Annotated in this window: 26 protein-coding genes and 11 tRNA genes; 34 read left to right on the top strand and 3 right to left on the bottom strand. The window is 43.5% G+C overall.

Features of this window, described 5'->3' with window-relative positions; all coding sequences use genetic code 11:
* The first annotated feature begins 59 nt into the window (after positions 1–59).
* Entirely contained in the window at positions 60–479 is a 420-nt protein-coding gene (locus tag PBF_RS18590) for a universal stress protein (RefSeq protein WP_035331826.1), read from the top strand.
* 136 nt (positions 480–615) lie between these two features.
* Here PBF_RS18590 and PBF_RS18585 read toward each other — a convergent pair whose 3' ends face one another.
* Positions 616–1,806: a dicarboxylate/amino acid:cation symporter gene (locus PBF_RS18585; RefSeq protein WP_035331825.1), complete on the bottom strand. Its 1,191-nt coding sequence runs from the start codon at positions 1,804–1,806 to the stop codon at positions 616–618.
* A 407-nt stretch (positions 1,807–2,213) separates the two neighbouring features.
* Here PBF_RS18585 and PBF_RS18580 point away from each other — a divergent pair, with 407 nt between their 5' ends.
* The 7 genes from PBF_RS18580 to PBF_RS18550 all read left to right on the top strand — a co-directional run bounded on the left by PBF_RS18580 (position 2,214) and on the right by PBF_RS18550 (position 11,093).
* Entirely contained in the window at positions 2,214–3,290 is a 1,077-nt protein-coding gene (locus tag PBF_RS18580) for a D-alanine--D-alanine ligase (RefSeq protein WP_035331824.1), read from the top strand.
* Between the two features lie 102 nt (positions 3,291–3,392).
* Positions 3,393–4,766 carry a UDP-N-acetylmuramoyl-tripeptide--D-alanyl-D-alanine ligase gene (locus PBF_RS18575; protein WP_035331823.1) on the top strand — a complete coding sequence of 458 codons (1,374 nt, stop codon included), beginning with the start codon at positions 3,393–3,395 and terminating at the stop codon, positions 4,764–4,766.
* A 487-nt stretch (positions 4,767–5,253) separates the two neighbouring features.
* Entirely contained in the window at positions 5,254–5,949 is a 696-nt protein-coding gene (locus PBF_RS18570; protein ID WP_035331822.1) for an alpha/beta hydrolase, read from the top strand.
* A 507-nt stretch (positions 5,950–6,456) separates the two neighbouring features.
* Positions 6,457–7,935 carry a DEAD/DEAH box helicase gene (locus PBF_RS18565; protein WP_035331821.1) on the top strand — a complete coding sequence of 493 codons (1,479 nt, stop codon included), beginning with the start codon at positions 6,457–6,459 and terminating at the stop codon, positions 7,933–7,935.
* A gap of 124 nt (positions 7,936–8,059) precedes the next feature.
* The gene (gene uvsE / locus PBF_RS18560; RefSeq protein ID WP_035331820.1) at positions 8,060–9,022 is read left to right on the top strand and encodes a UV DNA damage repair endonuclease UvsE; all 963 of its coding nucleotides are present in this window, start codon (positions 8,060–8,062) and stop codon (positions 9,020–9,022) included.
* Between the two features lie 147 nt (positions 9,023–9,169).
* The gene (locus PBF_RS18555; RefSeq protein WP_035331819.1) at positions 9,170–9,649 is read left to right on the top strand and encodes a PH domain-containing protein; all 480 of its coding nucleotides are present in this window, start codon (positions 9,170–9,172) and stop codon (positions 9,647–9,649) included.
* Positions 9,639–11,093 (top strand): PH domain-containing protein, encoded by a 1,455-nt coding sequence (locus PBF_RS18550; protein ID WP_081757317.1) that lies wholly within the window; start codon positions 9,639–9,641, stop codon positions 11,091–11,093. The genes PBF_RS18555 and PBF_RS18550 overlap by 11 nt, the downstream gene beginning before the upstream one ends.
* A 47-nt stretch (positions 11,094–11,140) precedes the next feature.
* Here the strand turns inward: PBF_RS18550 and PBF_RS18545 are convergent, their stop codons facing one another.
* Positions 11,141–11,866: a rhomboid family intramembrane serine protease gene (locus tag PBF_RS18545; RefSeq protein ID WP_035331818.1), complete on the bottom strand. Its 726-nt coding sequence runs from the start codon at positions 11,864–11,866 to the stop codon at positions 11,141–11,143.
* 164 nt (positions 11,867–12,030) lie between these two features.
* On the opposite strand from PBF_RS18545, the gene acpS reads away from it, so the two are divergent.
* From acpS to PBF_RS18475, 14 genes are all read left to right on the top strand, one after another.
* A complete protein-coding gene (acpS, locus tag PBF_RS18540) occupies positions 12,031–12,384 on the top strand; it encodes a holo-ACP synthase (RefSeq protein ID WP_035331817.1) in 354 nt (117 codons plus the stop codon).
* Positions 12,385–12,564: 180 nt separating this feature from the next.
* Positions 12,565–13,578 (top strand): LolA family protein, encoded by a 1,014-nt coding sequence (locus PBF_RS18535; protein ID WP_035331816.1) that lies wholly within the window; start codon positions 12,565–12,567, stop codon positions 13,576–13,578.
* A gap of 446 nt (positions 13,579–14,024) precedes the next feature.
* Complete coding sequence (alr, locus tag PBF_RS18530; protein ID WP_035331815.1) at positions 14,025–15,179, top strand: alanine racemase; 1,155 nt, start codon at positions 14,025–14,027, stop codon at positions 15,177–15,179.
* Positions 15,180–15,616: 437 nt separating this feature from the next.
* On the top strand, positions 15,617–15,898 hold the full coding sequence (locus PBF_RS18525; protein ID WP_035331931.1) for a CopG family ribbon-helix-helix protein: 282 nt from the start codon (positions 15,617–15,619) through the stop codon (positions 15,896–15,898).
* Positions 15,899–15,902: 4 nt separating this feature from the next.
* Positions 15,903–16,253: a type II toxin-antitoxin system endoribonuclease NdoA gene (gene ndoA, locus PBF_RS18520; protein WP_009336311.1), complete on the top strand. Its 351-nt coding sequence runs from the start codon at positions 15,903–15,905 to the stop codon at positions 16,251–16,253.
* A 371-nt stretch (positions 16,254–16,624) separates the two neighbouring features.
* Positions 16,625–17,458 carry an RsbT co-antagonist protein RsbRA gene (locus tag PBF_RS18515; protein WP_035331813.1) on the top strand — a complete coding sequence of 278 codons (834 nt, stop codon included), beginning with the start codon at positions 16,625–16,627 and terminating at the stop codon, positions 17,456–17,458.
* Complete coding sequence (locus PBF_RS18510; protein WP_009336309.1) at positions 17,455–17,817, top strand: STAS domain-containing protein; 363 nt, start codon at positions 17,455–17,457, stop codon at positions 17,815–17,817. The genes PBF_RS18515 and PBF_RS18510 overlap by 4 nt, the downstream gene beginning before the upstream one ends.
* Before the next feature lie 4 nt (positions 17,818–17,821).
* Positions 17,822–18,223, top strand: coding sequence for an anti-sigma regulatory factor (locus PBF_RS18505; RefSeq protein ID WP_035331811.1), 402 nt, complete (start codon positions 17,822–17,824; stop codon positions 18,221–18,223).
* 11 nt (positions 18,224–18,234) lie between these two features.
* Positions 18,235–19,245: a PP2C family protein-serine/threonine phosphatase gene (locus PBF_RS18500; RefSeq protein ID WP_035331809.1), complete on the top strand. Its 1,011-nt coding sequence runs from the start codon at positions 18,235–18,237 to the stop codon at positions 19,243–19,245.
* A gap of 60 nt (positions 19,246–19,305) precedes the next feature.
* Positions 19,306–19,638 carry an anti-sigma factor antagonist gene (locus PBF_RS18495; protein WP_035331808.1) on the top strand — a complete coding sequence of 111 codons (333 nt, stop codon included), beginning with the start codon at positions 19,306–19,308 and terminating at the stop codon, positions 19,636–19,638.
* Complete coding sequence (gene rsbW, locus PBF_RS18490) at positions 19,635–20,108, top strand: anti-sigma B factor RsbW (RefSeq protein ID WP_035331806.1); 474 nt, start codon at positions 19,635–19,637, stop codon at positions 20,106–20,108. Before PBF_RS18495 ends, rsbW begins: the two co-directional genes overlap by 4 nt.
* The gene (sigB, locus tag PBF_RS18485; RefSeq protein ID WP_035331804.1) at positions 20,086–20,880 is read left to right on the top strand and encodes an RNA polymerase sigma factor SigB; all 795 of its coding nucleotides are present in this window, start codon (positions 20,086–20,088) and stop codon (positions 20,878–20,880) included. Before rsbW ends, sigB begins: the two co-directional genes overlap by 23 nt.
* A complete protein-coding gene (locus tag PBF_RS18480; protein ID WP_035331803.1) occupies positions 20,877–21,473 on the top strand; it encodes a PP2C family serine/threonine-protein phosphatase in 597 nt (198 codons plus the stop codon). Before sigB ends, PBF_RS18480 begins: the two co-directional genes overlap by 4 nt.
* Positions 21,474–21,541: 68 nt before the next feature.
* Positions 21,542–23,719 (top strand): Tex family protein, encoded by a 2,178-nt coding sequence (locus tag PBF_RS18475; RefSeq protein ID WP_035331800.1) that lies wholly within the window; start codon positions 21,542–21,544, stop codon positions 23,717–23,719.
* Between the two features lie 193 nt (positions 23,720–23,912).
* On the opposite strand, the gene cmpA is transcribed toward PBF_RS18475, so the two are convergent.
* A complete protein-coding gene (gene cmpA / locus PBF_RS25950) occupies positions 23,913–24,026 on the bottom strand; it encodes a cortex morphogenetic protein CmpA (protein WP_009336300.1) in 114 nt (37 codons plus the stop codon).
* Positions 24,027–24,160: 134 nt separating this feature from the next.
* Between cmpA and PBF_RS18470 the strand changes: the two genes are divergently transcribed.
* The 12 genes from PBF_RS18470 to PBF_RS18415 all read left to right on the top strand — a co-directional run bounded on the left by PBF_RS18470 (position 24,161) and on the right by PBF_RS18415 (position 26,016).
* Positions 24,161–24,634: a SprT family protein gene (locus PBF_RS18470; RefSeq protein ID WP_035331799.1), complete on the top strand. Its 474-nt coding sequence runs from the start codon at positions 24,161–24,163 to the stop codon at positions 24,632–24,634.
* Between the two features lie 153 nt (positions 24,635–24,787).
* A tRNA-Asn gene (locus tag PBF_RS18465) sits at positions 24,788–24,862 on the top strand.
* 5 nt (positions 24,863–24,867) lie between these two features.
* Positions 24,868–24,958: transfer RNA gene (locus PBF_RS18460), tRNA-Ser, on the top strand.
* Positions 24,959–24,973: 15 nt separating this feature from the next.
* Positions 24,974–25,045 (top strand) — tRNA-Glu (locus tag PBF_RS18455).
* Between the two features lie 30 nt (positions 25,046–25,075).
* Positions 25,076–25,151 (top strand) — tRNA-Asp (locus tag PBF_RS18450).
* A gap of 9 nt (positions 25,152–25,160) precedes the next feature.
* Positions 25,161–25,235: transfer RNA gene (locus PBF_RS18445), tRNA-Gln, on the top strand.
* Positions 25,236–25,379: 144 nt separating this feature from the next.
* Positions 25,380–25,455, top strand: a tRNA-Lys gene (locus PBF_RS18440).
* A 16-nt stretch (positions 25,456–25,471) separates the two neighbouring features.
* A tRNA-Leu gene (locus PBF_RS18435) sits at positions 25,472–25,556 on the top strand.
* Positions 25,557–25,615: 59 nt separating this feature from the next.
* A tRNA-Leu gene (locus PBF_RS18430) sits at positions 25,616–25,701 on the top strand.
* Positions 25,702–25,760: 59 nt separating this feature from the next.
* Positions 25,761–25,837 (top strand) — tRNA-Arg (locus PBF_RS18425).
* Between the two features lie 5 nt (positions 25,838–25,842).
* Positions 25,843–25,919: transfer RNA gene (locus PBF_RS18420), tRNA-Pro, on the top strand.
* A 23-nt stretch (positions 25,920–25,942) separates the two neighbouring features.
* Positions 25,943–26,016 (top strand) — tRNA-Gly (locus PBF_RS18415).
* Positions 26,017–26,066: the final 50 nt, after the last annotated feature.

Below are 26,066 nucleotides of genomic sequence, written 5' to 3'. Positions count from 1 at the left end.
CCACAGTCAGCTCTGACTGTGGTATTTTCTTTATAAGAATATTTTAGGGGTGAGGCTCTGTGTTTAAAAAAATATTGATGGCTGCAGATGGATCTGATCATTCCATTCGGGCAGCCGCTAAAGCCATTCAACTGGCTGAACAGAATCCTGATTCTGAAATAACCGTAGTGTATGCCGTTGATGGCCAGACCTCAAAAGAAGATATCCTTCATCATTTTGATAAAAGTATAGTGGACCAGGTGAGGAAAAAGCGTTTAGAGCCAATAGAAAAATTATTAAAAGAAAAGGACATTTCATATGAAATAAAGATCCTGCTGGGAGAGCCTGGACCAGCTATTGTGGAATTTGCCAACAAAATGGATTTTGATGTTGCTGTAGTGGGCAGCCGGGGTCTGAATACGCTCCAGGAAATGGTGCTCGGAAGTGTCAGCCATAAAATAGCCAAACGTGTGAAAGCTCCTGTTTTGATTGTTAAGTAAAATCCAGAAAATATATATATTTTTTGCACTTCCCCAGTTACGGATGCCGCGCCAAGTGACCATAAGCCTGCAAATCTCAGCAGTGAAAATAGTAACACCAAAAAAAGATGCCCCAACAGGGACATCTTTTTTTCAATCAGCCAGCTTTCACAGCCGATTGGGGCTGAAGCTTCTTCTCTTTGCCGCTTACCTTATCAGACAGCAGGGTCAGCGCACCGTCCCCTGTTACATTGCACGCAGTTCCGAAGCTGTCCTGGGCAAGGTAAAGGGCAATCATTAGCGCAAGCATGGTTTCATTGAATCCGAGCATGCTTTCAAGCAGACCCAGTGCGGCCATGACAGCTCCTCCAGGAACACCTGGAGCCGCGATCATTGTGATTCCAAGCATTAAGATGAAAGGCAGGATTTCTGCAAATGATGTTGTTTGACCCTGCAGCATCATTACGGCGATCGCACAGCTCACAATGGTGATTGTGCTTCCGGAGAGATGAATCGTTGCAAGTAATGGAACAGAGAAATCCGCAACTTTTTCGCGTGCACCAAGCTTTTTAACTTGTTTAAGCGTAACAGGAATCGTGGAGGCGGATGACTGGGTTCCAAGAGCCGTAAAGTAAGCAGGCATCATATTTTTCATTAGCCTTAGCGGATTGGCTTTCATCAGGCTGCCAGCCGCTGAATATTGAAGCAGTAAAAATAAAAGATGAAGTGCAATAATCATGACAAAGACTTTGGCAAATACAGAAATAATGGAGCCGACCTGGCCGCCCTGCGTCATATTGGCGAAAATCCCAAAGATATGGACAGGAAGCAATGGAATGATGACCTTTTCAATCAGTTTTTCAATAATATCACGGAAATCATTCATTGCATTTTGCAGAGTGTTTCCTTTGATTGCGGCCAATCCCAGACCTAAGGTGAAAGAAATCAGCAGTGCCGTCATGACCCCCATTACAGGAGGCATGTCCACCTGGAAAAAGGGGGCAAGCAAAGCATCCTCAGGATTCTCAAACTCTTTGAAGCTTTGGTTTTTTAATAGAACAGGATATAACACCGTCGCAGAAAAATAGGCGACTAAACCGGCAGAGATCGTAGAAGCATAGGCAAAACCGGTTGTAATCCCAAGCAGTTTCCCTGCGCCTTTTCCCATGCTGCCGATTCCTGGCGCGATGAACCCGATAATAATTAACGGAATCGCGAAACCAAGAAAGTTTCCGAACAGCCCATTAAAAGTAGCAAATACCTGAATAAGCCATTGGGGAGAAAAAGAACCTATTAAAATACCTAATGCAATAGCTGCAATAATTCTGGGAAGCAAACCGAACTTCATTATTTTTGTCCTCCTAAAAAATACAATTGTTTTTGTTAGGGGGATTATATCCTGTTTTGCTGTAAAAGTTAATAGATAAAACTTTTGTTATAATAATAAAAAAACTCTGATTATTACTTGAGGATTAAGGGATTTGCACTAAGGGAGGCAGGTAAACGTTTTCCTAAAATAATTATTGCCAGAAAAGGAAATTATTTTGTTTAAGTTTCCTTTTTCAGCGCTCTGTCATACATATAGAAATATGGGCGTACGTGCAGAAAAAAATTCCTGAAGAATTGAACATGTAATCACTCCCTTTCTTAAATGTGAAAGTGTTACAATATAGAGTAGCTTGAATGAACATATAAATCCTTAAGAAAAATAAAACGGCTTGAGAAGCCGGTTATTGAATATTGGAGGTTCTTTTTATGAAAACAAAGGTTGGCCTTTTATACGGCGGAAAATCTGCAGAGCATAAAGTATCTATGCAAACTGCAATGGCTGTCATTAAAGCATTGGATTTAGAGAAATTTGAAATTCATCCTATTTATATATCAGAAGAAGGCCGATGGGTGAAAGGACCTCAATTGCAAGGGCCTGTTTCCAATGTAAAGGAGCTGGAATTCTCCCATGGGGAAGCACTTCCTCCAACAGCATTGGCACCGACCCTTTTCCAGGATGCTCAGGAGAAAGGCCCATTTGATGTCATCTTCCCGCTGCTTCACGGTCCGAATGGGGAAGACGGCACAGTTCAGGGGCTGCTGGAGCTCTTAAACCTGCCATATGTGGGGAATGGAGTATTGGCTTCATCTGCGGGCATGGATAAGGTCATCATGAAGAATATATTTGCACAGGCTGGCCTGCCGCAGGTGAAGTATGTCTGGTTTATCCGCAGTGAGTGGGAAAATGAAACAGAGGCAGCGTATGAAAAAGTGGAAAAAGAACTCGGCTACCCGTGTTTCGTAAAACCGGCCAACCTGGGTTCCAGTGTGGGCATCAGCAAGTGCATGAACCGCTCAGAGCTTGAGGGAGCATTTAAAGAAGCTTTCCAATTTGACCGTAAAATCATTATCGAAGAAGGCGTCACTGCAAGAGAAATTGAAGCTGGCGTGCTGGGGAATGATAATCCGGAATGCTCTGTTGCCGGCGAGATTGTCCCGAAAGTTGAATTCTATGACTATAAAGCCAAATATGAAGATGGGGACACTGCATTGATCATTCCTGCTGAAATCTCAGAAATTGAGTACAGTGAACTGAGGGACATGGCCATTAAAGCATTTAAAGCCCTTGACTGCTCAGGTCTGGTCAGAGCGGATTTCTTTTTAACAAGAGAGGGTAAGCTATACATTAATGAAGTCAATACAATGCCAGGCTTTACACCTTTCAGCATGTTTCCTCTTCTGTGGAAGCATACGGGAGTAGAATATCCTCAGCTGATCGAAAGGCTGGTCAATCTGGCCATCGAACGCCATGCTGAGAAACAAAGCATTAAACACACAATGTAATAAGACATAATTGTTGAAGGAAACACGGCATTTTTGTCGTGTTCCTTTTGTTCATACATAACTGGCATTATGAGCTCATAATGCCGAAATAGGAGGCGCCATATGATAAAGAAAACACTTCAGGAAATTGAACAAATGATAAAGATTGAGAATGATGTTTCATCTTTTCACAATACATCCATACAGGGCGTCAGCATTGACTCCAGAAAAATCGGGCGGGGTAATTTGTTCGTCCCGTTCAAAGGGGAAAATTCGGACGGCCACCGATTTGTAGAAGATGCCATTGAAAAGGGGGCAGCCGCGGCTTTTTGGCAAAAGGATGTTCCTAATCCCCCTCTTCATCTTCCAATCCTGATCGTCGAAGATACCCTGACGGCTCTTCAGGAATTGGCAAGAAGCTATCGTAATGAATTAAAGGTAAAGGTCGCAGGAATTACAGGAAGCAACGGCAAAACAACGACCAAGGATATGACCGCAAACCTTCTGTCACTAAAATATAAGGTTCAAAAAACGGAAGGCAACTATAACAACCATATCGGTCTGCCATTAACCATTCTGGCACTTGAGGATGATACAGAAATCGCCGTGCTGGAAATGGGAATGAGCGGCAGGGGAGAAATCGATTTTCTTACGAAGCTTGCCCGGCCGGACGCAGTGATCATTACGAATATAGGTGAATCCCATCTGCAGGATTTAGGTTCCAGAGAAGGAATTGCAGAAGCGAAGCTGGAGATCATAAATGGCCTTCGGGAAAATGGACTGGTTATTTATTATGGTGATGAGCCTCTTCTTGATGAAAATTTGAAGACCTACAATGGTTCGGCTGCATTAAGAACTTTTGGGAGAACCGGGAAAAACGACGTATATCCGGTGGATATCAAGCAGAATGACAGCGGCAGCACATTCGGGATCAATGCATCCAGCGAGGAATTTTACCTCCCTGTGCTGGGCACCCATAATGTTCTCAATGCCCTGGCAGCGATGATTGCAGCATCTCATTTCGGCGTTCCGTACGAAAAGATGAACGAAGGCTTTGCAAGCTTAAAGCTGACGAATATGAGAATGGAGCTTCTCGAGGGCAAAATGGGTGAAAAAATCATTAATGATGCCTATAATGCCAGTCCGACATCCATGAATGCGGCCATTGAGCTGGTCGCAAATCTGCCTGGTTATAAAAAGAAAGTTCTCGTTCTTGGTGATATGCTGGAGCTTGGTCCGCAGGAGGAGGATTTCCATTACTCCATTGGAAAATCTGTGGATGCAAAAAAGGTTGATTACGTGTTTACTTTCGGCAAGCTTGGCGAATTTATCGCCAAGGGGGCGAAGGAAGTCCTGCCTCAGGAACGGGTGGCAGCCTTTACTGACAAACAGAATCTGATTCAAGAACTGAAGAAACATGTCGACCAGGAAACCATTGTGCTGGTTAAGGCATCCCGTGGCATGAAACTTGAAGAAGTTGTATCAGCTCTTCAATAGATCTTAGGTAGCCTTTTAGCTTTAACAGAAGAAGTGCAGGACTGATACAGCCTGAAGATTCTCAGCAATTTCATTTTTGAATAACAAACAAATGTATATATCTGTTATTATAGGAAATAAACCCCTGTTTCACGTGAAACAGGGGTTTAAGTTATTCTTATCGCAGTCTACCGGGCAGGAGGACCCCCACTTCAAGACTCAGAGGAATCAAAGGAGGATAAGTGGGGGGACAACTGTCCGAATAGCCCGAAAAGGGAGAACAAAGACTAAAAACTCCACATCCTGTGGCAACGTCTTTGTGACCCACTTCCTGTGGGCCTCAACTAACAATCAGTGGGGAAAAGAAAGACCCCACTGATTGAAGTTTCACTTTAAATAGTTCCTTCGTTGTAATTTTTATCTTCCAACAGGTTTGATTAGTATGGCAAAAAGGAAAAAGTGTAAAATAGAATTGACTTAAATTATAAAAAATGGCGGTGACTCGAGGATGATTGGCTGCATGTGCATACATGGTTTTACAGGAGCTCCATTTGAAGTAGAACCTTTGGCAGAGTATTTAAAAGAGCATACAGACTGGGAGGTTTCCGTGCCGACATTGCCGGGTCATGGCGATGAATTGAAGCTGAAAGGGATTGCCTATAACAAATGGATTGAGCATGCAGAGGAAGAACTGAAAAGGCTGATAAGCCGCTGTGAGAAAGTGTATGTAGTCGGTTTTTCGATGGGCGGCCTGATCGCCAGCTACTTAACAGTGCATTACCCTGTGGATAAGCTTGTTCTGCTTAGTGCTGCTGCTTATTACGTAAATCCAAAACAGCTTTTCTTCGATATCAAAGAGATGGCAAGGGATGCCTTTAAAGGGAACCTGGCTGACAATGAGATGTTCGTCAGATATAAGCGGAAAATAAGTGCGACACCAATTACGGCAACTCTTCAATTCCGCAGGCTTGTGGCCTCTATCAAACCTATTTTAAATCAGATCACTGTGCCGACATTAATTGCGCAAGGCGAAAGTGATGGTGTTGTGCCACCAAGAAGTGCCAGATATTTATATAATAATATAAGTTCATCTGCCAAAAAATTAATTTTTATAAAGGACTCGAAACATCTTATCTGCCATTGCGGGGAAGGGGAACGCCTCTTTCAGGAAATCCTTGGTTTCCTTCAAAAAAGGCCGGAATAATAAGGTTTTCAGCCAGCCTTCAAGTTTGCAATGCTTACTTGAAAATGGTAATATAAACACCAAAGTGCCAACAGGAACTTCTTTTGAGAACCCGGACATGCTCCAGCAGGAGAATGTCTTTTTTCATTAAATACAGAGGTATTGCTGAGAATGTCATACTTCAGTATGGCCATAAATAGATGAGTGCTTTCTCGTTGATAGAACTCATCTTTAGAGACCTGATTGTCCGTGAATAACTTGGATAGAATTTACCCTCATCCTTTCCTCAAGCGGGTTTCATAGTGAGTGGGACTCTTCTTAACGAAACATAACCGCACTTTTTATAAAAATGAGAAGTTACAGCATCTAGATGCCGGGTACTGCCGGTAAAAAGGCTCCTTACAGGGTGCCATAACATTTCTTATAATCGTCCGGAAGAGTGACTCATAGGCCAATTTTTCAGGAGAACTCCTGCCTGCAGGTTTGCAGGGACAAAATTTTTCTATGATTAGAAGGAGAATGAATACATTGACAAAGTTTCAAGACTTGGGCATCAGCCCGGAGACAATGAAATCACTGAAACGAATGGGATTTGAAGAAGCGACTCCTATTCAGACCCAGACCATTCCGTTAAGTTTGGAGAATAAAGACCTGATCGGGCAGGCGCAGACAGGAACAGGAAAAACGGCTGCATTCGGAATCCCGATGATCGATAAAATCGACAACACGAAAGATTTCATTCAGGGAATTGTTATTGCCCCAACACGTGAGCTGGCAATTCAAGTATCGGAAGAACTATATAAAATCGGCTACGGGAAAAGAACGAAAGTCCTTTCTATCTATGGCGGCCAGGATATTAACCGCCAAATCCGCGCTTTAAAGAACAAACCGCATATTATCGTTGGAACACCGGGACGTATTTTGGACCACATAAACCGCAAAACGTTGCGTTTGGACCATGTCCATACAGCCATCCTTGACGAAGCGGATGAAATGCTTAATATGGGATTCATTGACGATATTGAAGCGATTCTTGCACAAATTCCTGAAGAGCGCCAAACACTGCTTTTCTCTGCTACAATGCCTGCGCCAATCCGCAGAATGGCAGAACGCTTTATGAAGGACCCTCAGATTGTCCGAGTAAAAGCTAAGGAAATGACTGTTTCATCTATTGAACAATTCTATGTTGAAGTGCATGAAAAAAATAAATTTGATGTGCTGACAAGACTTCTTGATATTCAATCACCTGAATTGGCAATCGTATTCGGACGTACAAAGCGCCGTGTTGATGAACTGGCTGAAGCCTTAAATCTTCGCGGATACATGGCTGAAGGAATCCATGGTGACTTAAGCCAGGCTAAACGGATTTCTGTTCTCAGGAAGTTCAAAGAGGGAAGCATTGACGTCCTTGTGGCAACAGATGTTGCGGCGCGCGGATTGGATATCTCCGGCGTAACGCATGTATACAATTTTGACATTCCTCAGGATCCTGAAAGCTATGTTCATCGCATCGGCCGGACGGGACGTGCTGGAAAAACGGGTGTCGCGATGACATTCATCAATCCGCGCGAAAAATCGTATCTGCATGTTGTAGAACGTACAACCAAGAAAAAAATGGAACGCATGGATGCTCCAACACTGGATGAGGCGCTTGAGGGCCAGCAAAAAGCGGTAATGGAAAAAATCATGCAAACCATTGAGGAAAACAATCTTGGAAGCTATAAAGAAGCGGCGGATCAGCTTCTGGCACAAAAGGACGCTTCAACAGTTGTTCAGGCAGTGCTGAAGATGCTGACAAAGGAACCGGATACTACGCCTGTTAAATTAACAGAGGAAAAGCCGCTTCCATCTAAGCGCGACAGAAAGCCAAATGACCGCAGCCGCGGAGGATATAATGGAAGAGGCAGACAGGGCGGCCAAAAAGGATCATACAAATCCCGCCAAGGCCACACTGGAAAACGCCCAAGCCACAATAACAACCGTTCAAACAGCAGCAGCTATAGATAAGAAATTTGGAGAGCAGAAATTCTGCTCTCCTTTTTTGTTTGTCTGCAGGCAGAGCCGTCCACACATGCAATTTCTCAGCGGCCGCCGTACATACTAAGGGAAATGCTGTACGGGAGGGATCGACATGACGATTGTACGCCTTGGATATGTCGCGATGAGTATGAATCTGAAAAACGCATCGCCATCGCAAACGATGACGTTCAAACAATTCTCAAGTCTTAAAGACCGGGAGGCTGCTATAGAAAGACTGGAGCGGATTGCCGTTTCAAATTTGGAGAATTGTCTGAGGCTGCTAAAGCACAATGCAGCCCATGAAATCCATTTTTTTCGCTTCAGTTCACGGCTGATTCCCCTTGCTAATCATGAGGAACTTTCTGATTGGAAGTATATGCGTCCACTCAAAGAAATTCTGTCGGGCATCGGCGATTTTCTGGATGAACATCCCATGCGTGTGGATTTTCATCCTGACCATTTTGTGCTCCTAAATACACCGAAAGTTGACACATTGAATATGTCCATCAAAACGCTGGCAATGCATGAGGCCCTGCTGAAAGGCATGCGTCTGAATCCGGCTCACCGCTGTGTCCTGCATGTAGGCGGAGGATACGATGATAAAGAAAAAGCTCTCGAGCAATTTATCCATAATTGGGGCTTTACGCCATCCGGAATCCAGCAGATGATTATTCTCGAGAATGACGATACCACCTTTACACTTGATGATACGCTTTACCTTTGTGAAAAGCTTGGGATTCCGCTTGTATTTGATTACCACCACCACCTTGCCAATTTCAAGAATGATGACTGGATAGGGCAATGGGAAAGGGTCGCAGCGACATGGGGCCATTCTGAACTGCCTGTGAAAATGCATATTTCCAGCCCCAAATCAGACAAAGACTTCAGAGCGCATGCAGATTATATTGATGCGGATATGTTCATGGAGTTTTTGCAGAATATTAAGGGGTCTGTGCCTGAGATTCATTGCATGATCGAAGCGAAAATGAAGGACAGCGCCCTGTTTAAGCTTGCTGAGGATTTGAAAATGAACCCCAATCTGACTTTTATTGACTCATCCAGCTTTGAAATATAACCAGTACCCCCACTTTTTTCATAAAAGGGAGACACTTCTTTTTTCTGTCATGTATACTAATAGAAGTGAAAGAGCGGATTAAAAGCACTGATAGGGTTTGGTGTTTTTGAACAGCTATTAATTTTATGGAATTGCGGGGGGTACTGCATGATTACAGAGCCGCATAAAAGGATCCCGGCAAGGGGGCTGCTTGCCTGGAAAATCTCCGGCACGCTCCACTCTGTTTTTCCTTTTGTGTTGTCAGGAGGCGCTATTGCTGCTGCCATCCTGTTTAATTGGCCTATTTGGGTTGTTGGGGCTTCTTTAATGTTTTTTTCCGCCTATGCCTACCTGGTCATTATGACTTTCCCATCTTTAAGGTGGAAAAGATGGAGGTATGAGGTCCGGGAAAATGAAATAGAGCTTAAAAATGGACTGTTCGTGATAAAAAGGACGCTTGTCCCCATGATTCGGGTTCAGCATGTGGATACGAGGCAAGGGCCGATATTACGTAAATATCGCCTGGCTACTCTCACTATCTCGACAGCAGCTACCGTTCATGAAATACCGGCATTGGATGTGGATGAAGCCGAGGAACTGCGCTTTATTATTTCTCAGCTGGCAAGGGCTGCAGAAAATGATGTCTAATCCGAAACGGCTGCACCCAATATCCGCGGCAGTCAATTTCCTGAAACACCTAAAGGAAATCCTGGTGCCTTTTCTTATTTTTGTCGTCTTTGGAAGCAGAGGAGGAAATGGGGAAATTGTTCAGCTTGTCCTGTCTATAGGGGTCATAATCGCGGTCTTTATAATCGGGATCCTTACCTGGTGGAGATATACCTATAGACTGGAGGAAGGCGAGCTTCGAATCGAGTATGGTGTTCTTGTAAGGAAGAAAAGATATATTCCGCTTGAAAGAATCCAAAGTCTCGACTTATCGGAAGGCTTGCTGCAAAGGCCCTTTGGACTTGTGAAAATGAAGGTGGAGACAGCGGGCTCAAGTGGTGCGGGTGAGGCAGAAGCGGTATTGACGGCTATTTCCAAGGAAGATGCAAATTTCATTCAGCAGGCATTTTCAGCTGCCAAAAATAACCCTTCAGAACCGGAAACAGCATTGCAGATCCGGGAAGTGATTTATAAAATTACACCTGGCGAATTGTTCTTGCTGGCATCAACTTCAGGGGGGGCAGGCGTCGTCATTTCAGCTGTCTTTGCTTTTGTATTTCAATTTGAAGAAATCATTCCCTATGAAAAAGTGTTTGACGGGCTCGAAGGGTTTATTGCCAATGGAATGATCTTTGTGAGTATACTGTTATTCTTTGTTTTCCTAATGGCATGGCTGATTGCTCTTATTGGGAGCATGCTGAAATATGCAGGTTTTACATTAATAAAAAGTGAGAAGGAATTGATTGTCACCAAAGGCTTGCTCGAAAAGCGGCAAATGACGATCCCGCTGAACCGCATACAGGCTATTCAGATCAGGGAAAATCTGCTTAGGCAGCCATTTGGACTGGCGACTGTCTATATTGAAAGTGCGGGAGGTTCCATTGAAGACAATGAAAGCTCGCGCCTTATGATCCTGCCGATCGTGAAAAAAACAAGGATTGCCGGTTTGTTAAAGCCTCACTTGTCACAGTATGAACTGCAGCCGGGCTTCTTTCAAGCTCCGAAAAGAGCGCTCAACCGCTATTTATGGAGAGGTTTTTTATGGATACTGCCTGTTGTGGCTGTGCCGCTCATCTTTTTCAGGCCATGGGGATATTTTTCATTGGTTCTGCTGATCCTTGCGCTGGGATGGTCGTATCTCAAATACAGGGATGCGGGCTGGGATATCAGCTCCCAGCAGCTAGCACTCAGATATCGCGGAATAGTGAGGACAACTGTTTTTATGAGAAGAAATCGAATCCAGTCCCTCTCCATGAAAGAAAGCTATTTTCAGAAAAAAAGCAGTCTGGCTACCATAGAAGCTGCGGCTATGTCCGGGGCAGGCGGGACAGGCGGAACCGTCAGGGATCTTGACAGGAAAGAAGTATATGCTATTTATAAATGGTATTCTTATACCGGACTGAATCAAAAAGAAAAGCGCCCGTGAGCGCTTTTTTGTTTAACTATCCAGCTGAAGGCGCCTTTTCGCTTTTCTTATCTGGCTAAAAACCCCACTATGGCTAAAATAACGATGACTCCCCAAACAGCAAGCCTTGATGCAGGCACTCCTTTTAAAGATGGTCTGATGCCGGAAAGTCCGCCTGGCCGTATGATGCCGGATGAAGATGATGTACGGCCTTTTGCCAGGGAGGCTGCGCCAATCAGGAAGCCTGCAATCAGGCCGAATATATGTGCCGTCACATTGATGTTTGGCTGAAGGAAGGTCATGATCACCCCAATAATCGTGATGGTCAGGATGATTTGTGAGTTTTCCCTGGTTAATAGTTCTTTTCGAAAGACCAGGATTGCCGCAAAGTAGCCGAACAGGCCAAAGATCGCACCGCTTGCCCCCGCATGTATATACGTTAATGGCTCAAGAATGAGGGTAGCAATATTCGCGGCTGCCCCCGCGGTAATATAAAGCAGAATGAATCTTGTTTTCCCGATTAGCCTCTCCAGGAAAGGACCGAATAGAACGAGTGAAAAGCTGTTAAATAAAACATGAGAAAAGCCGCTGTGCAGGATGATCGGGCTCAGCAGCCGCCAGTATTCACCCTCCACAATATATAAATTGACACCAGCCAGCTTCTCAAAAATAAGTGAATTTGGGAAAAGGGGAATGACAGTCAATAAATAGATGATAATATGGATACAAATGATAGCCGTAACAACAGGGTAGTAGCGGATAAATTCCTTTAAGCTTTCGGTTCTCGTAAACATGGCTCTCCTCCGTGCTTAAATAGTTTGAACGTATATCTACATCATAGCCTGAAAAGCGGGTTTTCAGCATGCCATAACACTTATTCAGCGGATAAAGTGTACATATTCCTTCTTCTACTGTATTCTTTATGCATCGAATAATATAAATAGAAGGAAGATGAGAGATGATTTCCGGTATTGGGATTGATATTGCAGATCTGGAGCGGATACGAAAAATTATTGCCAGGCAGGAGAGGTTTCCTGAACGGATTTTAACGGCAAAAGAGTTGAATGGCTATCAGCAATTGCCGGAAAAAAGACGCGCAGAGTTTCTTGCAGGAAGATTTGCAGCTAAAGAAGCCTTTTCAAAGGCGTGGGGAACCGGGATTGGCGAAGAACTTTCCTTTCAGGATATTGAAATTGAAAAGGATGAAAAGGGTAAGCCCTTTATTTCTAAGCCATTTAAAGATGGGGTTCACTTGTCGATTTCCCATAGCAGGGATTACGCTGTGGCTCAGGTGGTTATAGAAAAAGAATGACTTTATCGCAGTCTAACGGGGGCAGTAAGCCCCCCGCTTTATGCCGCGGGAAGATTTTCAGAAGCTTGTCATTCCTCCTAGCATATTCCTTAAGGTTGTCTCATATATTCATAATGCGATAGGAGAGACAGGCCGGAAGTCCGGCCAATCTCACTGAAATGAGACAAAGGGGCTGAAGGAATGAAGAAAAAGTGGTTCATGCTGCTTGCCGGGCTTTTGGTTGTTCTTGCATTGTCTGCCTGTGGATCTAAAACACAGGAGGATGTTGTAAAGGATCTTGATAAAAAGCTCGAAGACGTTAAGGGATACAAGGCAGAGGCAAAAATGACTCTGCAGATGGGAACTGACCCGCAGACATATGAAATAGAAGTGTGGCATAAAGATCCGGATTTTTACCGGGTAAACCTGAAAAACGCCCAAAAGGAACAAAGCCAGATGATTCTCCGAAACAATGACGGTGTATTTGTCCTCACTCCTGCGCTGAACAAAAGCTTCCGCTTCCAGAGTGATTGGCCGCAGAACAGCAGCCAGGCTTATTTATATGAATCATTAGTCAAGGACATTATGGAGGATAAGGAAGCCAAGTTCTCCGCTACAAAAGATCATTATGTGTTTGAAACCAAAACACGCTATCAAAATAATCAGATGCTTCCTGTACAGGAAATCAAGCTCAAGAAGTCCGATTTATCCCCAGTCAGTGTTAAGGTTATGGATCCTGATAAAAATGCACTTGTAACAGTAGAATTTTCAAATGTAAAGTTCAATGCAAGCTTCGATAAGAAAGACTTTGACATGCAGAAGAACATGACAGGTGCCCAGCTCGAAGTACCGGTCATGGCAGAGGTGGAGGATCAGGAATTCACAGTTAAATATCCGCAGATGGATTTGGCAGATGTTAAGCTGGTTGATGAACAGGAAATGCAAACAGAAGACGGCAAGCGTGTTGTATTAACATATGATGGAGAAAAATCATTTACGCTTGTACAGGAAAAGGCTGCTGTCATGCCGACATCATCCGTCGTTACATCTGTTAAAGGCGAGCCGGTTGACCTTGGCTTCACCATTGGTGCACTTTCTGACAATACCATCTCCTGGACCTACCAGGGCGTGGATTATATGATCGCATCCAACGATTTATCACCTGAGGAAATGTCCGATATTGCCCGCTCCGTACAAGGAGAAATGGTGAAATAAATCACTGCCTAAAGCAGGTCCTATAGGGGCCTGTTTTTTTTGTGTTTGGGATGGAAAGATGGATGGGTTTGAACACTGGATCCCGCGGGTTAAAAGCTTTGTGAGTTCGAAGCAGGATACAGGTTCGGACACAGGACTTGAGGTTTAGGCATTCTGAGTCAGAAGAAGGTTGAAGTTCGGACTCAAAGCCAGTGATTTGGCATCCTGAGTCAGAAGTAGGCCAAGGTTCGGACAAGGCGCTACAGGTTTACGTATTCTGAGTCCGAAGTAGAGTCCGTGCTCTGACTCAGCATCCCGGATTTAAGCAGTCCAAGTCCGAAAAAAGCCCAGGCTCCCAGACCCAGCTAAAGTAAACCCCGGTTAAAAAAATATCCATTTGACAAACCATCTGCCGAGTTTGATAATCGACATGTATAAAGCAATGGCTAAAGGACGTGAGCACATCGATGAATGAACAGACAAAAATGTTTCGGGACACTTGGGCAGAGATAAATCTGGACCATATTTCATATAATGTAGAGTCAATGAAAAGACATGTAAAAGAAGGAACAAAAATCATTGCGGTTGTAAAGGCAAATGGGTATGGGCATGGAGATGCAGCTGTAGCGAAGGCGGCGCTGGAAGCCGGCGCATCCTCTCTGGCGGTTGCGACTCTGGATGAAGCAATGGCATTGAGAAAGAAAAAAATTGAAGCGCCGATTTTAGTAATGGGAGCGAGCCGTCCGGAGCATGCAGGCGAGGCCGCAGCAAATAATATCTCCCTCACTGTTTTTCAGCAGGAATGGCTCTCAAAAGCAACTGAATATGTAGAAGATGGAACCCTGAATATTCATTTAAAGCTTGATACCGGCATGGGCCGCCTGGGGATTCGCAGCCGGGATGAGCTTGTGGGAATTGAGAGCGTTATCAAAAAGGACAAGCGTTTTCAGCTTGAAGGAGTATTTACGCATTTCGCCACAGCGGATTCGTTGGACAATACTTATTTTGAAACGCAGCTCAGCAGGTTTGAAGAAATGACCGGATGGCTTGAGGTATTGCCTAAATACGTCCACACCAGCAACAGTGCGGCAGGTCTGAGGTTTCCAAAAGCGCATTTGCATGCTGTCAGAATGGGGATCAGCATGTATGGACTGGCTCCATCCTTGGAAATAAAGCCTGTACTTCCATTCGAGCTAAAGGAAGCTTTTTCTCTCCATACCGCTATTGTCCATGTGAAAAAGCTTCATAAAGGCGAGAAAGTCAGTTATGGTGCGACTTATGAAGCACAAGAAGAAGAATGGATTGCGACATTGCCAATTGGCTATGCGGATGGCTGGATCCGGAAGCTTCAGGGACAGGAGGTACTTGCTGAAGGATTGAGGGTACCAATTATTGGGAGAATATGCATGGATCAATGCATGATTAAGATACCTCATGAAATGCCTGTCGGAACAAAGATAACCCTGATCGGCGAGCAGGGAAAAGAAAAGATTTCGGTTGACGAAATCGCTGAAAAGCTTGAAACCATCAACTATGAAGTTACCTGCATGGTATCTTCCCGGGTTCCCCGCATATATAAAAGAGATGGTGAAATTATCGGGGGAATTAACTATCTGCTATAATCAAAAAAATTAATTGCTGTTCTGCAGCGCTTCCGCTCGGAGAAAGGGATGGTATAAGCGCGGCGGCTTTTTGAAAAGATAAAAATGAAAATTTCTGAAGTTAGTTTACTGTCTAGCTCCAGCGCCTGCCCACTCGAGGTCACAAGCTTGCAGGGCTCGTCTTGTGCTTGAGGCCCGCAGGACAAGGAAGGCTTCGTCAGCAAGCTTTTGGGAGGATGCGGGTCATGCAGACGCTGCCACAGGACGTGGCGTTCTTAGTCAGCGTTCCCTCGTGCTAAAGGCGCTTCCGCTTTTCTGGAATCATGCATAAAATACTATTTTTTTGGACGATAATACAGAAGAATTAAAGAATCCCCTTTGCATTGGGTTGTATTAATGGTAATATTGAAAATGGTAGATATAAAAATGGTGTGTAGTGATGGTGGAGGTGTATGTTTGTGTCTGAGTCCAGCACAACAACAGAGATAATGGTAAAATTACCGCAGCATCTTTTAACCGAGTTAGACGGATTTGCTAAACAGGAAAACGTTAACCGGAGCGAATTCATTTATCAAGCAACCAAAATGTATTTGCGCGAACGCAAAAAGAGACAAATTCGCGAGTCCATGAGGCGAGGCTACATGGAGATGGCGAAAATAAATTTGACGATTGCATCTGAAGCATTTCAAGCGGAATATGAGGCAGAACACACAGTTGAACGTCTAGTTAGCGGAGGATAATCCCTTGATTGTCAAACGTGGTGACGTTTATTTTGCAGACCTATCCCCTGTTGTTGGTTCAGAACAAGGCGGCGTCCGTCCAGTGCTTGTCATCCAAAACGACATCGGGAATCGGTTTAGTCCCACAGTAATTGTTGCAGCAATCACAGCTCAGATTCAAAAAGCAAAGCTGCCTACTCACGTTGAAATTGATGCGAAGCGTTATGGTTTTGAAAGGGATTCGGTCATCTTATTAGAACAGATTCGTACAATTGATAAACAACGCCTAACCGATAAAATAACCCATCTCGATGACGAAATGATGGAAAAAGTGGATGAAGCCGTGCAAATCAGCTTAGGCCTCATCGAATTTTAACAAACGCTCTTTTGAAGGGCGTTTTTTATTTTTTTAAGCCAAAAAGGTTTAGCTTCTTTTCAATAGGGTAAAAAAGAAAGTCGTTTAATATATAAAATTGTCTGGTTTTGTAAATATACCCGTTTCCGGCTGGGAGTAACCTCCTATTCGATGGGAAACCAGTGCACTTGAAAAAGGGTTTTCATAAGAAATTGTCGAATTAGCCTAAAGATGGGAAATATTAATTGCAGACGCATATAGGTATCATTTGACTGGCATTCATTGTTATCATTTAATTGGTATATACAATACAGGAAGATTTTTTTGCTTCTTTACAATAAAGGGGAATTGGAAGGCTAATAATAGATATATAATAAAATAGGGAGGAACTAATGAATTCGACAATATTGAATTATATACAAAATAATAAAGATTCTATTTTTAATCATTGGCTTAAGGCTACCAAGGAAAATGCGGATGAAAGGGTTACAAAGGTAGTTTCTGATCAGGTATTTATCGGGACAAGCCGAGAATTCATTGACCTGATTATTTCAAATATAAAAAGTTCAAATGAGGAATTCACTTCGAAATTGAGTGATTTCTCTGAGAAAATTGTGCGATTGGGCTGGCCGCTCAGTTTTGTGACAAAAGGGCTTCAAACATTCGGAAAGATTGTGTTCGAGGGTATGCAGGAAGCCGGAATTGTCACCCAGGAAAACCAGATGAAAGTCATTTACGAGTTCGATGGCTGGATGACTCCCATGGTTAATGAAGTGGTAAATATGTATTCGGCCACTTGGGAAAGAACTGTGTCCCTGCAAAAAATTGCCCTTCAGGAACTATCTGCGCCGCTGATCCCTGTATTCGAAGGTATTACGGTTATGCCGCTTGTAGGTACAATTGATACTGAGCGTGCGAAGCAGATTATGGAGAACCTCTTAACTGGAGTAGTTAAACACCGTTCAGAAGTGGTCCTTATAGATATAACGGGTGTGCCGGTTGTCGATACGATGGTAGCCCATCATATCATACAGGCAGCAGATGCTGTAAGACTTGTCGGTGCGAAATGCATGCTCGTAGGCATACGCCCGGAGATTGCCCAGACCATTGTAAACCTGGGAATTGATTTAAATCAGTTTACCACAAAAAACACCTTGAAAAAGGGAGTAGAAGCGGCTCTTGAGTTAACCAGCCGCAAAATTGTGAATGTGGAGGGAGCGGAATGAGAGTGAGAATCCCAATTTTAAAGCTGAACGATTGCCTGTTAGTCTCCATCCAGTGGGAATTGGATGATCAGACTGCTCTGCAGTTTCAGGAGGATCTGCTCCATAAAATCCATGAGACGAGTGCAAATGGAGTCGTGATCGATTTAACATCCATTGACTTTATTGATTCATTCATCGCTAAAGTTCTAGGCGACGTAATAAATATGTCCAAACTGATGGGTGCAAAAGTAGTCATAACCGGGATACAGCCTGCCGTAGCAATTACGCTTATTGAGTTAGGTATTGGGTTAGATGATGTCCTTACTGCATTAGATCTAGAAAAAGGTTTGGAGAAATTACAACAGGAATTGGGGGAGTAACTGTATGGAAAACCAATCCTGCGTTAAAATCATAAACGAATGGGACATCGTTGCAGCCCGCCAGCTTGGGCGGAATGTTGCTAAAGAGCTTGGTTTTGGTACAGTTGACCAGGCTAGAATCACTACAGCCATTAGTGAGCTTGCCCGGAATATTTACTTATACGCCGGACAAGGTCAAATCTGTATTGAGAAAATATACGACGGCGGAAAAGCGGGATTGCGTATAGTTGCGGTAGACAGCGGCCCTGGAATCAATGATTTACGCCAAGTAATGGAAGATGGATACTCGACATCAGGGGGATTAGGAGCCGGCCTGCCAGGTGTGAAGCGGTTAATGGATGAGTTCTTAATTGACTCCAATCCCGGGACCGGAACAGATATAAAAGCAACTAAGTGGCTTCGTTAGGGGGAAGCGTTATGGATTTCCGAGAAATGATGGAATCAAAGTATCGGGATATTCTTGAGAATTATATTAAGGAACAATCTGAACAGGCCTTGTATCAGGGCCAAAAGTTCAGCAGGAAGTCGATCGAGCACAAAATCTCACCTGAAGAGATTATCAGCGTTCATAAAAGTCTGATGGGTGAACTTTATCCGGACTTGCCTGAGTATGTTCACCATTCTTTTGATATCCTTCTGGAAGTCATGATAGGCTATGGTTTTGCCTATAGAGAACATCAGAGCTTAAAACATATTCAACAGGAACTCAGGACAGAAATGGAGATAGCTGCGAACGTTCAGCAAACCTTGCTGGGGACGCAGGTTCCTTCTGTTGAAGGACTGGATATCGGCGCAATCAGTGTACCTGCCAAGCATATGAACGGTGATTATTTCCACTTTGTTCAGGATGAAAACAGTACAATCAGCATCGCCATTGCTGATGTAATCGGCAAAGGGCTTCCGGCAGCCCTTTGTATGTCCATGATTAAATATGCTATGGACAGTGTGCCTGAAAACCGTAATGACCCTAAAACGGTCCTTGAAAATCTTAATCGGGTAGTAGAACAGAATGTAGATTTAACGATGTTCATTACCATGTTTTATGGAATATATGATACAAACAGCCATATGTTTTCATATGGTTCTGCAGGACATGAGCCGGGACTGTTCTATAATGCCGGGACTGAGCAATTTACCGAGCTGACTGCGAAAGGACTGCTTCTCGGTATTGATAAAAAAACTAAATACCGTCAGTACGAAAAAGGAGTAAATCCCGGGGATATGATTATATTAATGTCAGATGGGGTTACTGAATGCCGTACAGAAGAAGGGTTTATAGAAAAGGAATCATTGCTGGAATTAATTAAGAAATATATTCATTTAAATGCACAGGAAATAGTTAATAGTGTATACAAAGAACTTGAAAAACTTCAGCATTTTCAATTGCGGGATGATTTTACCTTAATTATTTTAAAAAGAAATGTTTAATGGGTTTTAAAAGCGGGTAACTAGTAAAAAGCAGTTGACATGTAAAGAGGTGGGTCAGTTATGAATATTACTATAGATGTAAAAGAAAATGATATGCTGATTGAAGCAATGATAAGCGGAGAAATTGATGCGTATACGGCACCTAAACTCCGTGAAGAGCTTTTTCCTTTAACAGAAAAGGAAGGCGTAGAAATGGTGGTCAACCTATCTGAAGTCTCTTATATGGATAGTACCGGCTTAGGCGTATTTGTTGGTGTATTTAAAAATGTCCGTGCCAATAACGGCAAATTCCAGATTGTTGGCTTGTCGGACCGTTTAAAGAGACTTTTCGAAATTACAGGCCTGGCGGATATTATCGATATTAACAGCGGGATTGAAGGTGGAGTACAATGAACGAGCCATTTGATTATATAGAGGTGAAAATTCCGGCCAAGCCGGAATTTGTTGGGGTAATCCGCCTGACATTATCAGGGATTGCCAGCAGAATGGGATTTGCATATGAAGAAATTGAAGACCTTAAGATCGCTACAAGTGAAGCTTGCACCAATGCAGTTCAACACGCATACAAACAGAATGAGCAAGGGGAAGTGGTCATCGGGTTCGGTTTATACTCTGATCGGCTTGAGGTAATGGTCGCTGACAGCGGAAAAAGCTTTGATTTCCAATCTGCCAGACAAGGCATTGGGCCATATGACCAGACGGATTCTGTGGAATTTCTGCGTGAAGGAGGCTTGGGTCTATACCTGATTGAAACATTGATGGATGAAGTAAGAATTCATCACAAAGAGGGTGTTACGGTCTTTATGACCAAATACCTAGAAGGGGAGCAGGTGGAGAGGGATGCAAAAACAATCTCAACCTAACCAAAAATCCAAAGAAGAAACAAATGCTTTAATCAAAGCCTACCAGCTTCACCAGGACGAAGATGCTCAAAATACCCTGGTTCTTCAATATCAGAATTTAGTTGAAGCTATTGCCCGCAAGTACTCAAAAGGGAGATCCTATCATGAGGATATTGTCCAGGTAGGCATTATCGGCTTATTGGGTGCCATCCGCCGCTATGATGAGTCTTTCGGCAAAACATTTGAGGCCTTTGCTGTTCCTACCATTATTGGGGAAATTAAGCGCTTCTTAAGGGATAAGACCTGGAGCGTTCATGTTCCGCGCCGCATAAAGGAATTGGGCCCGAAAATTAAAGCTACCGTTGAAGAGCTTACAACAGAGCTTCATAGGTCGCCAAGAGTAGACGAAATAGCTGATGCGCTTGGTGTTTCAGAAGAAGAAGTGCTGGAAGCGATGGAAATGGGGAAAAGCTATCAGGCTCTTTCTGTTGACCATTCTATCGAAGCTGATTCTGATGGCGGAACGGTCACCCTTTTGGATATCGTCGGAAATGTGGATGAGGGCTTTGAAAAAGTAAATCAAATGCTGGTGCTTGAAAAAGTCCTGCATGTCCTGTCTGAGAGAGAGAAATTAATTATACAATACACATATCTTGAGAATATGAGCCAAAAGGAAGCTGGAGATAAACTGGGGATTTCCCAAATGCATGTCTCACGACTTCAGCGCCGTGCAATCAAAAAGCTTCAGGAAGCGATCCACTCGGAAACAAATAACTCGGAGTGCCTTTCATGACCAAATTGGTTAGAGATAACATCGAAGTGATTGCACACCAGACAGCTAAAGAAGGCAAGTCTTTCTGCGGAGATGGATATTATTTTACCGCAACGGATGAATATTTTGTATGTGTACTGGCAGATGGCCTTGGTAGCGGGGAATATGCGTATGAAGCTTCTTCTGCTGTTGTTTCCGTTGTAGAGCAGCATCATGAAAAAGATGTAGATACGCTTATGAAGCTCTGCAACGAAATTCTTTTGCAAAAAAGAGGAGCGGCAGTCGCGCTGTTTAAAGTGCATTTTGCTTCCAGGGAATTTGTATACAGCTGTGTAGGGAATATTCGATTTTTCCTTTATTCATCTGCAGGAAAACTCACTTATCCCCTGCCTGTAACAGGATATCTGTCAGGAAGGCCGCAGGTGTTTCATACCCAGCGGTTTACGTATGAAGCGGAGTCTAAATTTTTGATATACTCGGATGGCTTTAATATCCATGGGGTTAAATCTTTGCTGAAAGCATTTCTCCCTATTGATCTTATCTCGGAAGATATAAAGAAGCAGTATCCATCTACTTCAGATGATGCTACTTTCATACTTGGAAGCTTACTCTAGACAGGGTAAGCTTTTTGTTTGTTCTTTTGATAAAATGAATATTGAGACTCTATGTTGGAGGAATGAACTTGGAAAAAACATTGGATAAACAAGATCAAATACTAAACCTAATCGCTGGGGAACTATCAATAAGCATCCAACAAGTAAAAAATACAATCAGCTTACTGGAAGAGGGAAATACAGTCCCGTTTATTGCCCGATACAGAAAGGAACAGACAGGAGCACTGGATGAAGTTCAAATCCGTGATATCATGGAGCGCTGGCAATACATACAAAACCTAAATCAGCGTAAAGAAGAGGTAGTCCGCTTAATAGAAGAACAAGGCAAATTGACCGAAGAGCTAGAAGTCAAAATAAACAAAGCAGTGAAGCTGCAGGAAGTAGAAGACTTATACCGGCCATATAAGCAAAAACGCCGCACAAAAGCAACTGCCGCAAAAGAAAAGGGGCTGGAACCCTTTGCTGAGTGGATTCTTACCTTTTCGCTAAATGAAACCCCTGCTGCAAAAGCCAAAGAATTCTTATCTGATGAAAAGGAAGTAACCACACCGGAAGAAGCAATCACTGGAGCAAAAGATATTATCGCAGAATGGGTATCAGATGAAGCGGAGAGCAGAAAATGGATCCGAATGGAAACAGCCAAAAAGGGGACCATTGAGTCCTCTGTGAGAAATAAAGAGAATGACGAAAAAGGCGTTTATGAAATGTATTACGAGTATGAGGAACCAGTGAGCAAGATTGTTCCACACCGCACACTTGCATTAAACCGCGGTGAAAAAGAGGAAGTATTAAAGATTAGCATTAAGCCAAATACCGAATTCATTTTAAAGTACTTATATAAAAAGTGGGTAAAGGATGAGCGTTCTCCTGCAGGCACCATTGTAAAGGAAGCCATTGATGATGGCTACAAGCGTCTGATCATGCCATCGATTGAACGTGAAATACGCAATGAGTTGACTGAAAAAGCAGAAGAACAGGCAATAATGATTTTTTCTGAAAACCTCAGAAAACTGCTGCTTCAGCCTCCGTTAAAAGGAAAAATCGTACTTGGGGTAGACCCTGCCTACAGAACAGGGTGCAAGTTGGCTGTCGTAGATGAAACTGGAAAAGTACTTGATATCGGAGTCATATATCCGCATCCGCCTGTTTCTAAAACGAATCAGGCTCGAGAGAAAGTAATTCAAATTCTCAAAACCTATAAAGTAAAAATGGTTGCTATCGGTAATGGTACCGCTTCAAGGGAAACCGAACAGTTCATCGCAGATATATTAAAGGACATGAAAGAGGAGATATTCTACCTGATAGTCAATGAAGCGGGAGCGAGCGTTTACTCTGCCTCGGATCTTGCCAGAGAAGAATTTCCTGATTATCAAGTGGAAGAAAGAAGTGCCGTATCAATCGCCCGACGCCTCCAGGATCCTCTTGCAGAATTGGTTAAGATTGATCCGAAGTCAGTTGGGGTTGGTCAATATCAGCATGACGTATCCCAGAAAAAGCTGTCCGAATCCCTTTCTTTTGTTGTAGAGACAGCGGTAAACCAGGTGGGTGTCAATGTAAATACAGCATCATCTTCATTGCTGCAGCATGTAGCAGGCCTGTCAAAAACAGTTGCCATAAATATAATCAGAAAACGGGATGAGGAAGGAAAGTTCACGGACCGCAAGCAATTGAAAAAAATCCCCCGACTTGGTGCCAAAACCTATGAACAGGCAATAGGCTTCCTGCGAATTATCGATGGAAAAGAGCCTCTGGACCGGACGGGAATTCATCCGGAAACATATGCAGAAGTAAATAAATTGCTGGCTAATCTCGGCTTTAAATCAAATGACCTTGGTTCACCATCGCTAAGAGAAGCGCTCAAAGGCATAGATATCAGCCGAACAGCCCGGGAGCTTGAAATTGGAGAGCTGACACTGAAAGATATCATAGACGCATTAATGAGACCGGAAAGGGATCCGCGTGATGAGCTGCCGAAGCCTCTTTTGAAAAAAGAAGTTCTAAAGCTTGAGGACCTGCAGGAAGGAATGGAACTGCAAGGGACAGTGCGGAATGTTGTGGATTTTGGCGCCTTTGTCGATATTGGAGTCAAACAGGATGGCCTTGTTCATATTTCCAAACTCAGCCGTCAATTTGTCAAACACCCGCTGGACGTCGTTTCCGTAGGTGATGTGGTAACAGTCTGGGTTGACTCTGTAGATAAACACAAGGGAAGAGTCGCCTTAACAATGCTGGGACATTCTAATTAATAGAAATTAATAGCTTCACAGTTCATTTCGAGTCATAAGTCAAATCACACCGGAAATCACTATTTCTAGCGTGATTTGGCTTATGCTTATGATGGATGAAATGAATGAGTTTCGCTGGACTAAGGGCATTTCGGCATATGTCCAGGATGGTGCGGCCGGGTTTAGCTGAATTGACCTTCGTCTCACCGATTTTTTATGAGCAGTGTTTTTTTCTATAGAAAAACCAGCACTGATTCAGCAGTTTGATCTGATAGCGGTCTTTTTCATAAAAAGCACGCTGGATTTGATTTTGAAACCATACAGGCATACGATTTACCTCCCGTTAATTGGAATCTGCTAATGGCTCCCTCGTTCTGCAAGGAGTTCAGAGCTGTAAAAGGTATATATAATGTATGCTATAATAGGTTGTCAGGTTTACGATAAGAGAGGAAAAAAATTGCGATGAATGACCAGGAGCTTCAGAAACTTGTTGAAAAGATATCATTAGAAAGCTTCGGCAAGCCCTTTTGCCACAAAGCATATTTTAATTCACGCCTAAAATCCACTGGCGGAAGATATATGCTGAATTCCCATCATGTTGAAATAAACAAAAAGTATTATGAGCAGCTTGGGCATGAGGAATTAGTGGGAATTATTAAGCATGAGCTCTGTCATTATCATTTGCACTTAGAGGGAAAAGGATATAAACATCGTGATCAGGATTTCAGACTGCTAATGAAGAAAGTGGGAGCACCCCGATTTTGTTCAGCTTTGCCTGATCGCCCTAAAACAAATAAATCCGTTAAGATTCTTGTTTATGTTTGCAAAGAATGCGGCCAAATTTTTCAGAGAAAAAGAAAAGTAGATACGAAGAAATTTGTCTGCGGTAAATGTAAAGGGAAATTAGTGTTCAAAAAAGAATTGACATTAGATTAAGTACGCATTATATTTATTAATTGTCGCAGGTCAATACAGGACAAACGGATAATAAATTCTTCTAAAAAGATGCTTGACTTTTATAGTCCGCGTCCTTATAATATGAAGAGTCGATAAGATGTTAACTGTTTTATTGATCTAGTTTATTTTTATTCCGCAGTAGCTCAGTGGTAGAGCATTCGGCTGTTAACCGAACGGTCGCAGGTTCGAATCCTGCCTGCGGAGCCATATTTGGGGAAGTACTCAAGTGGCTGAAGAGGCGCCCCTGCTAAGGGTGTAGGTCGCGTAAGCGGCGCGAGGGTTCAAATCCCTCCTTCTCCGCCAGAAAATTCTAACAATGGCCCGTTGGTCAAGCGGTTAAGACACCGCCCTTTCACGGCGGTAACACGGGTTCGAATCCCGTACGGGTCACTTTTTTTATTTCCGACGGTTTTTGTGGATGGTCCCGTGGTGTAGCGGTTAACATGCCTGCCTGTCACGCAGGAGATCGCGGGTTCGATTCCCGTCGGGACCGCCATTTTATTATTGGGCTATAGCCAAGCGGTAAGGCACCGGACTTTGACTCCGTCACTCGCAGGTTCGAATCCTGCTAGCCCAGCCATTTTTAATGAGCCATTAGCTCAGTCGGTAGAGCAGATTGCAGCTTCAGTGAATTTCTTCACCCGAATAGAAATCTGTGACAAAGCACAAAGTGCTTTGGAACATCTGACTCAGCAGTATTGAATTTTAGGAACATCATTATTATGAGCCATTAGCTCAGTCGGTAGAGCATCTGACTTTTAATCAGAGGGTCGAAGGTTCGAGTCCTTCATGGCTCACCATTTTAATTTTCATATTGCGGGTGTGGCGGAATTGGCAGACGCACCAGACTTAGGATCTGGCGCCGCAAGGCGTGGGGGTTCGACTCCCTTCACCCGCACCATTAATTACCATTGAATTAAGCATTTCGTTTTGATACGATGTTGCTTGTCGCTTTATTAAGCGGTCGTGGCGGAATGGCAGACGCGCTAGGTTGAGGGCCTAGTGGGGGCAACCCCGTGGAGGTTCAAGTCCTCTCGGCCGCACCAAAAAAGTTATTGACATTTGAATTTAAGATCGTTATAATATAAGAGTTGCTTTAATAGATGCGCCCGTAGCTCAATTGGATAGAGCGTTTGACTACGGATCAAAAGGTTAGGGGTTCGACTCCTCTCGGGCGCGCCATTATACGGGGAGTAGCTCAGCTTGGTAGAGCACTTGGTTTGGGACCAAGGGGTCGCAGGTTCGAATCCTGTCTTCCCGACCATTCGGGAAATAACAATTCTATATGCGGGTGTAGTTTAGTGGTAAAACCTCAGCCTTCCAAGCTGATGATGAGGGTTCGATTCCCTTCACCCGCTCCAAACTTACTGATTGATCTTTGAAAACTGAACGAACAAAACGTCAACGTTTA

Source organism: Cytobacillus firmus DS1, assembly GCF_000565285.1.
Lineage (GTDB): Bacteria > Bacillota > Bacilli > Bacillales > Cytobacillaceae > Cytobacillus > Cytobacillus firmus_A.
The sequence above is the reverse complement of the archived record's forward strand: the minus strand, read 5'-3'. Positions and strand labels throughout refer to the sequence as shown.